We start from the raw sequence: 13458 nt of genomic DNA, 5'->3' as shown, positions 1-13458 counted from the left end.
CTACGGGCGAGTAACTTGGAGAACGATGACTGAACATGCAGAGACGCAGGCCAGCAGCACCGAGACAGCGGCTGCGACGGAATCCGGCGCGACCGAGCTGACCGTTGCGGAGCTTCGTGCCTGGTTGCGCAAATGGGTTGCCGACGCGACCGGGCAACCGGTGGAGAACATCTCCGACGATCGTCCGATGGAAGAGTTCGGGCTTTCGTCGCGCGACGCTATTGCGTTGAGCGGCGATGTCGAAGAGCTGACCGGCGTGATGCTGACGGCGACGGTTGCCTACCAGCATCCGACGATCGCCTCGCTCGCCGAACGCATCATCGAAGGCGAGCCGGAGACGCCGGAGGACACTGCTGACGACTCCTTCTATACCGACGAGCTCCCGGTGGGCGTGTCGCACGACATCGCCATCGTCGGCCTGTCGACTCGGTTCCCCGGGGCAGGCACGACGCCGACGGAGACGTGGGACTTCCTGATCGGCGGCGGCGACGGTATATCCGACCTGCCGCCGGGTCGCTGGGACGAATTCTTGTCCGACCCCGTGGCCGCCGCGGCGGTCGCTGCCGCGAATACCCGCGGCGGTTACCTCGACGACGTCAAGGGCTTCGACGCCGAGTTCTTCGCAATGTCGCCGACCGAGGTCGAGCGCGTGGACCCGCAGCAGCGTCTTGCGATGGAACTGACGTGGGAGGCGTTGGAGCACGCCCGCATCCCAGCGAGTTCACTGAAGGGTGCGCAGGTCGGTGTCTTCATCGGCACGTCGAGCCATGACTTCACGTTGCTTTCGGCTTTGGACCCGAAGAAGGGCGAAACTCCGTACGCCCTGACCGGTGCGGCAACGTCGATCGTTGCCAACCGGGTGTCCTACTTCTACGACTTCCGTGGTCCGTCGGTTGCGGTCGATACGGCGTGCTCGTCGTCGCTCGTCGCGGTGCACCAGGCGGTTCGTGCGCTGCGCGGCCATGAGGCCGATGTCGCTCTTGCCGGTGGCGTGAACATGTTGCTTGCTCCGCTCGTCACGTTGGGCTTCGACGGCGTGGGCGCGGTTGCGAAGGACGGCCACATCAAGGCCTTCTCATCCGATGCCGATGGCATGGTCCGTTCCGAAGGTGGCGGTCTCGTCGTGCTCAAGCGACTCGAGGATGCCGAGCGGGACGGTGACACAGTGCTCGCGGTGATCGCGGGAACCGCTGTCAACTCCGACGGCCGAAGCAACGGCATCTTTGCGCCGAACCCCGATGCGCAGGCAGACGTGCTGCGGCAGGCCTATCGCGATGCCCGACTCGTCCCGTCGACCGTCGACTACATCGAGGCGCACGGCACGGGCACGATCCTTGGTGACCCGATCGAGGCCGACGCGCTCGCGCGTGTGGTCGGTCGCGGTCGCGGTGAGGAAAACCCCGCGCTGCTCGGCTCGGCGAAGACGAACTTCGGTCACCTGGAGTCCGCCGCCGGTGCCGCCAGCCTCGCGAAGGTCGTGCTGGCGATGCAGGAGAACAAGCTGCCGCCGTCGATCAACTACGCAGGTCCGAACCCATACATCCCGTTCGACAAGGCCCACCTGAAGGTCATTCCGGAGGCGACGGATTGGCCGCGCTATTCCGGCCAGGCGACGGCCGGAGTGTCGGGCTTCGGCTTCGGCGGCACCAACGCGCACGTCGTGTTGCGTGAGGCACCGGTCCGTGAAGCCGTGGTCGAGGAGACCGAACCGTCTCACCTGCCGGTGCTGCTCGCCGTATCTGCCTACATGCCGTCGCGGCGCCGGCGCGCGGCAGCGGACCTCGCCGACTGGCTCGAATCCGAAGCCGGCCAGAACACTCCGCTCGCCGACGTCGGCAGGGCGCTCGCGAAACGCAACCACGGTCGTACTCGCTCGGTGATCCTTGCGACGACGCACGACGAGGCGATCACTGGATTGCGTGCGGTCGCCGCGGGCAAGCCCGCGCAGGGCGTCTTCAGCGCGGATTCCCCGTCGCCGCAGGGTGCGGTCTGGGTGCTGTCGGGATTCGGTGCGCAGCATCGCAAAATGGCCAAGCAGCTGTACGAGAACAACAAGGTATTTGCCGACGCGATCGACAACGTCGACGAGCTGATCCTCGACGAGGCCGGCTACTCGATCAAGGAAATGATCCTCGACGACGCGCAGGACTACGACGTCGGCACGTCGCAGGTCGGCATCTTCGCGATCCAGATCGGCCTGAACGCGTTGCTGCGCCACCACGGTGCCGAGCCGTCCGCGGTCGTCGGTCATTCGATGGGTGAGGTTGCGGGAGCCTTTATTTCGGGTGGTCTGCCGCTCGAAGACGCGGTGCGGGTCATCTGCTCGCGTTCGCGCCTGATGGGCGAGGGCGAGTCCATGCTGTCGGGCGACTCGATCCGCCTGATGGCGCTCGTCGAGTACAGCTCCGAGGACATCAAGGGCGTCCTCGTCGACTACCCGAACCTCGAGGAAGCCGTATACGCGGCGCCGAACCTCACGGTCATCGGCGGACCCGAGCCAGAGGTCAACGCGATCGTCGCGCGGGCCGAGGCGGAGGGCAAGATTGCCCGCGTACTTCAGACCAAGGGCGCGGGCCACACGTCGCAGATGGATCCGCTGCTCGGCGAGCTGGCCGCGGAACTGGCCGGTATCGAGCCGAAGAAACTGCAACACGGCCTGTACTCCACGGTCGACAAGGAGGAGTACTACCGGGCCGGTCATGCGCCGATCCACGACGTCGATTACTGGGTGAAGAACATGCGGCACAGCGTGTACTTCACGAACGCGATCAAGAAGGCAGTCGAAACCGGCCACACGACGTTCATCGAGCTCGCGCCCAACCCGGTCGCGTTGATGCAGGTTGCGGCAACGACTTTCGCCGCCGGTCTGCACGATGCTGCCCTCATCCCGACGCTGAAGCGCAAGGAAGACGAAGAACTCGGCGTCCTCACCGCGCTCGCGCAGCTGTACGTGCACGGCCACAAGGTCGACATCGCGTCGCTGTTCGAACCCGGCGGCTACGCGGAGATTCCGCGGACCGCGTTTCTGCGGAAGCCGCACTGGATCGATGCCCGCATCGACTCGGCAGGTAATACCCGTATTCCCGGTGCCCACGTTGCGCTGCCCGACGGCAAGCACGTGTGGGAGGTCCAGGCGAGTGCTGCTCCGGATCTGAACGCGCTCGTCGCCGCGGCCGCAGCGCAGGTTCTCGCAGATTCGTCTGTCGCGGCGTCTGTCGCTCATGGCGGCGCCGCAACGTCGGGGACTTTGACCACGACGCTCAGCCCGCATCTGGGCGGTGCATCCGTGCAGGTCCACGCGAAGGAGGGCGCGCAGTTCCGGCTCCTCTTCGACGCGGTCGTCGTCTCGGGCGCCGCACTGCCGGAGCTCGTTCCGACTCCTGTGCCCGAGGTCGTGGTCGACGAGACGGTCGGTCCGCATCTTCCGGAAATCGTCGAATCCTTCGGCGACAAATGGGACCCGAACGGCACTCAGACGCTCGAAGATCGGCTGTCCTACATCATCGCGGACTCCATGGGTTACGCCCAGGAAGATCTGCCGCTCGAGATTCCGCTGATCGAACTCGGTCTCGACTCGCTGATGGGTATGCGGATCAAGAACCGTGTCGAGTACGAATTCGACATTCCAACAGTGCAACTGCAGGCGGTGAAGGACGCGAGCGTCATCGACGTCGCGAAGTTCCTGCAATACGCCGTCGAGCACCGCGACGAGGTCGAAGCGCTTGCCGAGCAGCAAGAGGCCGAGCGCGCCGCCGGTGAGGGCGACGCAGAGGCACCGACTGCTGTCGAAGACACCACCGTGGTTGCCGAAGCCGAGGCGATCGTCGAGGAAGCCGCTGTCCATGAACCGGTGCTTGCCGATGGGCCGGTCGCTGAGCCTGCCGCGCCTGTGCTCGGCGACCAGCAGGCTTTCGCCGAGGCCGCGGGCTCCGACGTTCCGCCGCGCGACAACCCCGAGCGGTTGACGTACGCGGCCTGGACGACGATCACCGGGCAGTCTCCGAAGGGCATCTTCAACGTGCTGCCTGTGCTCGAAGAGGAGGTCGCCGAGAAATTGGCGGCACGCCTCACCGAGCGCGCCAAGGGCGAGATCACGGTCGACGACGTCCTCGATTGCGAAACGATCGAGGAGTTGGCGAACGTTGTCCGTGAGCACCTCGAGGGCGGATCGCTCGACGGGTTCGTACGCGTTCTGCGACCGCGTCCCGAGGGCTCGACAGCGATCCCGGTCTTCGTGTTCCACCCGTCGGGTGGCTCGACGATGGCCTACGAGCCGCTGATCAGGCGCATCCCAGCCGACACCCCGGTGTTCGGTATCGAACGCGTCGAAGGACAGATCGACGAGCGTGCGGCGCAATACATCCCGGAGCTGCGCAAGATTCAGGGTGACGGTCCGTACGTGCTGTACGGCTGGTCGCTGGGTGCGGTCCTCGCGTTCGCGGTCGCCAAGCAGCTGCGCGCCGAGGGTGCCGACGTGCGACTGGTCGGCATGATCGACCTCGCGCTCCCACTCGAGCGGCCAAAGGAAGGGCCCGAGGAAGCTCAGGCCCGGATCGAGCGGTACGCGGCGTTCGCCAAGAAGACCTACGGCGTCGACGCACCACTACCGGTCGAGCAACTCAAGGACGCCACCGAAGAAGAGCAGATCCAGATCATCATGGATCTGGTCAAGGTCAGCGGCGCCAAGATCCCCGGCGGCATCATCGAGCACCAGCGGACCTCCTGGATCGACGGTCGTGCGCTCGCCAACGCCGAGGCCTCGGAGTACGAGGGTGACGTCGTGCTCTATCTGGCCGATCGCTACCACGACGGCATGATCGAACTCGAGCCGGTGTACAAGCACCGCGCGCCGGAAGGTGGCTGGGGCGAATACGTTCCGAATCTCGAGGTCATCCACGTCGGTGGCGATCACCTGCAGATCATCGATGAACCGTATGTCGCGAAGATCGGGGCCGACTTGACGGCCAAACTGAAGGCAATGGCATGAGCGAGCAAAGTAAGCGGCGAAGCGAGGAGTCTGCATGACGACGACGGCGGAGAAGCTTGCGGAATTGCGCAGGCGGATGGCGCTGTCGCAGGAGCCGGGCGGTGACGCAGCGATCGCCAAGCGCGCGAAGAAGGGCATTCCGAGTGCGCGCGAGCGCATTCACATGCTGCTAGATCCGGGCAGCTTCATCGAGGTAGGCGCACTGGTTCGGCTGTCCAGCGACCCGAAGGCGTTGTACGGCGACGGAGTTGTGACGGGCCACGGCACCGTCGGCGGGCGTCCCGTCGCAGTGTTCTCGCACGATCAGACCGTGCACGGCGGCTCGGTCGGCGAGATGTTCGGCCGCAAGGTCGCAGCCCTGCTCGACTTCGCCGCGAAGGTCGGCATTCCGATCGTCGGCATCAACGACTCGGGCGGCGCCCGTATTCAGGACGCCGTCACCTCGCTGGCGTGGTATGCGGAGATGAGTCGCCGCCACGAGCCGCTGCTCGGAGTGGTCCCGCAGGTGTCGATGATCCTCGGCAAGTGCGCGGGTGGCGCGGTCTATGCACCCGTCACCGGGACCGAAACCCTTGTGGCAACCAAAGATTCGTATATGTTCGTGACGGGTCCGCAGGTGATCGCGGACGTCATGGGCGAAGATGTGACGCTCGAAGAACTCGGCAGCGCAACCAACCAGGCGCAGTACGGCAACCTGCAGCACGTCGCCGACGACGAGGCAGCCGCCTTTGCGTGGGTCCGCAATCACCTGAGCTTCCTGCCGTCGAGCTGCCAGGAAGTGGCGCCTGTCGTGAACCCGGGTCTCGAACCCGAGGTGACCGCGAGCGACCTCGAGCTGGACTCGTTCATTCCGGACGCCGACAACGCCGGCTACGACATGCACGACCTCCTGCTGCGGATCTTCGACGACGGCGACTTCCACGAGATTGCCTCGCAGTACGCGCAGAACATCATCACCGGCTTTGCCCGGGTCGACGGCCGGACGGTCGGCGTGGTCGCCAACCAGCCGCTCGTCCTGAGCGGTGCGATCGATGCGCGTTGCTCCGACAAGGCGTCGCGCTTCATCCGCATCTGCAACGCCTTCGAGATTCCGCTGGTCTTCGTCGTCGACACGCCGGGTGTGTTGCCGGGTGTCGAAGAGGAGAAGATCGGCGTCATTCGACGCGGTGGCCGCTTCTTCTTCGCGGTCGTCGAGGCGACGGTTCCCGTCGTCACCGTGATCGTCCGTAAGGCCTACGGCGGCGCGTACGCGGTCATGGGCTGCAAGCAGCTGGGCGCCGACATCAACCTCGCCTGGCCCACCGCCCGCATTGCCGTGATGGGCGCCGAGAGTGCGGTCAGCATTCTGTTCCGCAAGGCCGTCGAAGACGCGGGCGAGAACGGTCCGGCGGTGCGCAAGTACCTGATCGACCAGTACAACGCCACCGTCCCCTCACCCTGGGTCGCGGCCGAGCGTGGCTATATCGACGCGGTCATCGAGCCGTCCGCAACCCGCCTTGAACTGCGCAAAGCCCTGCACCTTCTGCGGGACAAGAAAGTCCTCCGCGTGACCCGGAAGCATCACCTGATCCCGATCTAGGTGCACTTGCGCCTCGGTTGCAACACGGCGCTCGGGGTTTTGCGCCGCGCTCGCGCAATAACGTGAGCGGGGCGCAAAGAGGCGAGCAAAACAGAGGCGAGCAAATCGGCATCGAGCCCGGTCCCACAAACAAAACACCCGCCCTGCGTGCGCAGGGCGGGTGCCTTGTTTCGGGTCTACTCGGCTTCGCAGTGGGGCGGGCAGTAGACGCGCAACTTTCCGGGCGTCCACCAGCCCCACCTGACGGCTTCACCGGTTTGGAGCTCGGCAGGCACCGCATTTGCGAAGTACTGGTCGTAGCGCTCGAGTGAGCCCCAGTCGCGTGCCCAGTCGTCCTTCAGGTAAGTCGGGACGGTGACCGCTTCGGCGAGCATCTCGGAGAAGCCGAGCGGTCCGCCGTTTTCGGCCGACTGCCAGGTGTCGGTCGAGCTGACGGCAAGTGGACGGTCGGGCAGGATCCGGTAGTTCGGGACGTCTGCAACACCGTAGCGGTGCAGGAACGGCTGCTGGCAGGGGAACTGCAAGCCGACGGCCCAGTCGAGAAGCACCGGCTGCTCGGTTCCGATTGCCTTGTTCAGCGTCTCGACCACCGGAACCCGAGGCGGAGTGAACGCGAGCCACTGCTCACCGGTGAGGTTCGGGTCGTTCGCGACGATCCGAACCGCGTCGGCGTCGCCCGGTAGCGCGCTGAACGGGATTCGCAAGTTGCGCCACGACGGCGCCGGACCGATGTCGCGCGGCAGGAAGGTGCCCTGCGCGACGACCGTGCCGTCGGGCTGACGCTTGCCGTACTCGAGCAGGAGCGACTGGCCGTAGTTGAAGTCACCCACGTCGTCGACCGACCAGATGCGGCCGGCGGCGGTGACCACGATCAGCGGCGAGTCGTCGCTGCGCGGTGGCAAGGCGTACCAGCTCGACTTGACGCTGGCCTGCCCCTGGCTGCCGGGCTGGTAGCTGCCGAGGACCGGGGTGGTCTTCGGATCGAGGCCGAACGGCAGTTTCGCGTTGCTGCCATTGGCGCCGCGCTCACCGATGCCGCCGCCGGTGCCTGCGCTCTCGCCCGTCTCGAAGGCGGGACCGACCGTCTGCGTGTCGGTGTTGCCCTGGCCGGGTTTCACTTCGACCGCGTCGGCGGACAGGTCGGACGGGATGCCGTCCGGCGTAAAGCCGTCCGGATCGGACCCGGCCAGCGGGTCTGCGGGATTCTTCAGCGGCGCCGACGGGTCGACGATCGGCTCGAGCCGTCCGGCGTTGACGTCGTTTTCGACGAGCACGTCGTTTGCAAGTCCGCAGGTCTTCCCTGTGAGCGCTTCGATGTTCGACCGCGCCAGCGAGTACGCGGGGTATTGCGACACCGCACCCTTGACCAATGACAGGACTTCGAACAGCACCATGAAGCCGGCGATGACGGTGAGCGGTATCGCGGCAAACTTGCGGATTCGTCTGCCGCGCTTCGTATTCGGGTCAGCCTGCGGCTGTGCATAGCCTTCGCGCAGATAGTGCCAGCCGACGACGAGCAAGGCCAGACCGAACAGGAGCAGGAAGGCCGTGTTGGACTGCGTTCCGGCAAGCGTGACGCGCTTGTCGAACCACGGCACACCGTAACTCGAGACGTACCAGTAGCCGTTGTAACCCGAGAACGCGAGTGCGAGGACGAACAACAGCGCAGCCGAGAATATCGTCCGGTTTCGCCGGGAACGTAGTGCGCTCGCAGACACCGCGACCGCCGTCAACGCCGCCAGTGAACCGGCGATGCCGGCGTAGGCGCCGAAGTGGTGGGTCCACTTGGTCGGGTTGAACATCATGAAGAAGATGGTTCCGAACACGACACCCATGAGCCGCCATGCCGGACCGTTCGGCACGCCCGGAATATGCCTGCGACGCAACAGGATCAGCATCGTCGTGACTAGGCAGAGCACCATCACGAGGAAGGCGAACCGGCGGGCTACCGAGCCGTCGACCGTTTGGACGAACAGGTAGTAGTAGCGCAGGAAGTCCTTGTACCACTGCAGGTTCGGGCCGATGAGCTGACGGACACGGTTGGCTTCCTGAATGCCCGCGAACGTCTGGTCGGAGTAGACGACGGTCAGGACGAGCGCTCCCGCCGCACCAATCGGCGCCAGCAGCGGCAACGTGCCGACCTCGCGGTGGCGCTTGACGACGATTCGGGTCAGGGGCCGGACGCCCGCGATCAGGGCGGCAACACACATGAGGCCGGTCGGTGCGGCGGCGAGGGTGAAGGCACCGACGAGACAGGCGATCGCGGCCGGGAGCAAGCGTCCCGTAGCGATGGCGCGCTCGATCGAGCACCAGGTCAGCAGGGCGCCGAGCGCAACGATCGGCTCCGAACGCAGACCGTTGTCGAACGGCATCCAGAAGGCGAGGAAGACGAAGCCGCCGGTCCACAGCGCGATCCGGTTGTTGCGGACCGCTCGGCCGAGACGAGGCACGACCTCGCGGCTGATGACGATCCAGCACAGGATTCCGCAGATCAGCGCCGGCAACCTGACCCACGGGCTGGCGGTGGAGACCCGCGCAAACAGTTCGATGACGTCGTAGTACCAGCCGAACGGTGCCTCGGGGACGCCGTACCAGCGGAAGTAGTTCGCCATGTAGCCGGCGTGGTCGGCGACGCGCGCCATGTTGAGTAGGTAGCCGTCGTCGGAGGTGTTCGCTCCGATGAAGTGCCAGACCACGAGCGTCCCGATGATCACCCCGTCGACCGGCGTGGGACGCAACCAGTGCGACGGCAGGAACCGGCGATGCCCGCGACCGTCGCTGCCGTCCAAAAGGGCGAGCGCAACGAGCGCGACGATCGTGCACAGAACGGCCGCGATCATGGAAAAGAGCTTGAGGAGAGTCGGTTTGGACGAGAACCGGGTGTCGACGGTGATCTGTACGGACAGACCTTCGGGGCTGGGTCCGCTCAGGTCGCTGAACACGCCGACCACCTGTGGCCGCAGATCGCCGCCCAGCTCGCCCCGCACGGGGTCGCCGGTCGGGTAGGTCAAGCCGGTGAAATCGACGGCCGTCCGGTTGATGTCCGAGTCGATCGTGATCGCGGAGCATTTCGACATGTCCGCCCGGTCGGCCGCTGCGACGACCACGTTTCTGTCGAGCACCTCGACGCGTGTCTCGGAGACGCGGATGATCATCGCTTCGAGCGGCGCACCTTCGCCCTGCGGCGGTGCCGTTGCAAACAGAATTCCGCCGCGCGGCGGCAACTTGTCGACCGTTGCGCAGGGGATCGTCGCATGCAGGTCGATCGGCGCCTGCGACATCAACGGCGCGTCGATGTTCTGCAGCATTCCGTTCTGTGGCCAGTTGACCACAGCTGTGGTTTGTACCACGGGCAGGAACGGCGTCGCGATGGCGAAAAGGACACCGAGGGTGCCCGCGATGAGCGCTATCCAGCGTGGATTACGCAGGGTAGAGCGCAGATCTTCACCGGCACGCTTGTGCCGCTTATCCGGGGGCGGAGGTGGCGGCAGGACGGCGTCCGGGGCTTCAACGAGGTCGGGCACGGTTGTGAATGCTATACGGCAAAGCTGTGCTGCCAGACCTGATGCGCCCTGCCTGTGTGTTGTGCGTCTCTCGTGTCGCTACCGCTCACGGATCGGTCCGGGGTTCCACATTCCGGATCGAACGCTTTCGGTCACCTCGACTTCGGCAGGCACGGCCGACTCGACATACGGTTCGAGTTTCTCCAATGCTCCCCAGTCGCGATCCCAGTCGTCCTTCAGGTAGGTAGCGACCGTGTCGGCCTGCAGCAGCAGGCCGGTCCACCCGAGCGGGCCACCGCCGTTGTCGTCCTGCCACTTGTTGGTCGAATCGGCACCGATGCGGTCGGGCAGGATGCGGTATTTCGGCACTTCCGCGACGCCGTAGCGGTGGTCGAACGGACGCTGGCAGGGGAACGCCAAGCCGACCGACCAGTCGAGCAGCGCCGGATCCGACGACCCGACGACGGTGTCGAGGGTCTGCAACTGCGGCACCCGCGGCGGTGTGACGGCGAGCCACTGGTTCTGGGTGATGTTGTTGTCCGTTGCCACGATGCGGACCGCGTTTGCGTCGGCCGGGAGGTCCTGCAGCGGCACGCGCATGTTGCGCCACGACGGAGCAGGTCCGATGTCGAGGGGGAGCACCGAACCGAGCGGGGTCACGTTGTCGCCGTCACGCTTGCCGTATTCGATGACGAGATCTTGGCCATAGGTTGCGATGCCGTCGGAATCGATCGACCGGATGCGACCGGCGGCCGTGACGACGAGGATGTCGTTGTTCTCGTCCTGCGGTGCTGTGCTGGCGGTCCTGTCGAGTCCATACCACTGGGAGGTCAGCTTCGACTGCTTCTGCTCGCCGCCGTCTTGATAACTGCCGAGGACCGGCGTGGTCTTCGGATCCAGTCCGAACGGCAGCGAGACGGTGCTGCCGTTGATGCCGGCATTCTCTTCGGATCCGCCCGCGGTACCCGAACTCGTCGTTTCGCTGGTCTTGTTCGTATCGGTGCGGATCGTGTTCGCCGCGCCGACGGTGGATTCCTCTTCGTCGGCGGTGAGGTCCTCGGCGACGCCGTTCGGCGTGAAGCCGGTGTCCTCGGCCGCGAGACCGTCGGCAACCGACCCGACCAGCGGCTTCAGCATCGACGCGTTCGGATCGGATTCGACGAGGACTTCGTCACCGAGCGCACACGGATTTCCGGCGAGGGATTCCATGTTCGACTTCGCCAACGAGTACGACGGCCATTGCGACAGGGCACCCTTCGCGAACGAGGCAACTTCGAAGAGCACGACGAATGCTGCCGCGATGGTCAGCGGAGCCGGCGTGAACCGTCGCAGCCGACCGTTCTCGGCCTTCACATACGGTTCGCGGAAGTGGTACCAGATCGCCAGGATCAGTAGTAGGACGGTCACTCCGAGGAACAGGGTCGCAAAGCCCTTACCTGCGATGGAGGGCGGCTTGTCCCACCACGGGATGCCGTAGCTCGAGACGTACCACCAGCCGTTCGAACTGGTGAATGCGAGGGCTGTGATGAACGTGACGGCCGCCGCGAACAAAGTCCGGTTTCGTGCGCCGCGCATGTTCTCGGCTCCGACGGCCACCGCGGCCAGCGCCGCGAGTGATCCGGCCAGGCCCGCGTACACGCCGAAGTGATGGGTCCACTTGGTCGGCGTGAACATCATCAGTAGCAGGGCGCCGAAGATGATGCCGAGGACGCGAGCCGACGGACCACGCGCGGTGCCCTGGATGCGACCACCCTTCCGGAGGACCTGCATCACGCAGACGATCAGGCAGAGCAACATCACGAACATGCCGAAACGCCTGGCCAGCGACCCGTCCGGCGAGATCGCGAGCAGCGAGTCCCAGCGGTAGTGCTCGTCGAACCACTTGACGTTCGGTCCGATCGAGGTGCGGACGCGCGTCGATTCGCGGACCGATGCCAGCGTCTGGTCGGCGAACATGGCGACGAGCACCAGCGTGCCCGCGGCCATGCCAGGTGCGAGCAGGCTGGTGTACCCGGCCCAGCCCTTGCCGCGCTTGACGATGATCTGCAGTACCGGGCGCGACCCCGCGATGAGCGCCGCGATGCAGATGAGGCCGGACGGACCTGCGGCGAGCGAGAAGGCCGCCACGAGGACGGCGACGGCTGCGGGCAACAGGCGTCCCGTCGCGATCGCACGTTCGATCGAGCACCAGGTGAGCAGTGCGCCGAGCGCGATGATCGGCTCCGGGCGCAGACCGTTGTTGTAGGGGAGCCAGAAGGCGAGGAAGACCAGGCCGGCGGTCCACAGCGCGATCTTGTGTCGCCGGACCAATACGCCCAACCGGGGGAGTACCTCGCGGCTGATCAGGAGCCAGCACAGAATTCCGGCGATAAGAGCAGGTAGGCGCATCCACGGGCTCGCGGTCGAGACCTTCGCGAACGCGGCGAGGACGTCGTAGTACCAGCCGAAGGGTGCTTCCGGTACGCCGAACCAGCGGAAGTAGTTCGCCATGTAGCCGGCATGGTCGGAGACCCTGGCCATGTTGAGCAGATAGCCGTCGTCGGACGTGTTGGCACCGATGATGTGCCAGAGAACGAGCGTGCCGATGACGACGCCGTCGACGATCGACACCTTCCACCACGACGACGGGAAGAAGCGCCGGGCCTTGCGGCCGTCGGTGCCGTCCAGGACGTGCAGCGCGATCAGCGCAACCACCGTCGAGATGATCGCGAGAATCATCACGATCAGCTTCAGCAACGTGGGGCTCGACGAGAAGCGCGAGTCCAGAGCCATATGGACGTGCAGACCCGCCGGTGCGGTCTTCAGGTCGGTGAAGAGCCCGACCACCTGCGGCCGGACATCGCCGCCGACCTCGTTGTGGTGCGTACTCCCGGCGTCGGCGATCGTGCGGGTCGCGGTCGACGACACCGTGATCGCGTCGCATTGCAGATCGCTCAGGGGGATCGAAAGCATCGGGATGTTGCGCAGCCGAACTTCGACAGGGCCGCCCTTGCCGACCTTTATTTCCAGGCCGACGTCGGTGGCCCGGCCGGATTGGCGCGGGATCGTCGAAACGAGGTCGCCGCCCTCGGCGCCCAGTTCGGTCGCCGCGCTGCACGGCACGGTCGCGTCGAGACTCTGCGGGGTGTAGGAAACAAGCGGTGCGGTAACGCTTTCCACGCCGGATTGCGGCCAATCGATGCTCGCCGAATCCTGCTCGACAGGAAGCAGCGGCGTCGCGAGGGCGAGGAGGAATCCGAGGAGTCCCGCGACAATCGCGATCAGTCGTGCTATTCGGAACCGAGAAACGTCAGCTGGCACACCGGCGATCGTATTGGACGGCACCGGGAGGTAGTCGTGCTGCCACGCGGTCGGCGCACAGTGTTAGCACGGTAAGGACCGTTCAGTGC

Annotated in this window: 4 protein-coding genes; 2 read left to right on the top strand and 2 right to left on the bottom strand. The window is 65.7% G+C overall.

The window, feature by feature from the left end:
* Positions 1–25: 25 nt before the first annotated feature.
* Positions 26–4987, top strand: a complete 4962-nt coding sequence (gene pks13, locus JGU72_RS16335) for a polyketide synthase Pks13 (protein WP_199685001.1) — start codon at positions 26–28, stop codon at positions 4985–4987.
* Between the two features lie 34 nt (positions 4988–5021).
* Positions 5022–6566 (top strand): acyl-CoA carboxylase subunit beta, encoded by a 1545-nt coding sequence (locus tag JGU72_RS16330; protein WP_199685000.1) that lies wholly within the window; start codon positions 5022–5024, stop codon positions 6564–6566.
* Positions 6567–6742: 176 nt separating this feature from the next.
* Here the strand turns inward: JGU72_RS16330 and JGU72_RS16325 are convergent, their stop codons facing one another.
* Both JGU72_RS16325 and JGU72_RS16320 read right to left on the bottom strand, forming a co-directional pair.
* Entirely contained in the window at positions 6743–10090 is a 3348-nt protein-coding gene (locus tag JGU72_RS16325; RefSeq protein WP_463315441.1) for an arabinosyltransferase domain-containing protein, read from the bottom strand.
* Positions 10091–10168: 78 nt separating this feature from the next.
* Positions 10169–13369 (bottom strand): arabinosyltransferase domain-containing protein, encoded by a 3201-nt coding sequence (locus JGU72_RS16320; RefSeq protein WP_307828472.1) that lies wholly within the window; start codon positions 13367–13369, stop codon positions 10169–10171.
* Positions 13370–13458 lie beyond the last annotated feature (89 nt).

This window comes from Antrihabitans auranticaus (assembly GCF_016481275.1).
Taxonomy (GTDB): Bacteria; Actinomycetota; Actinomycetes; order Mycobacteriales; family Mycobacteriaceae; genus Antrihabitans.
This window is presented reverse-complemented; position numbering and strand designations above follow the sequence as displayed.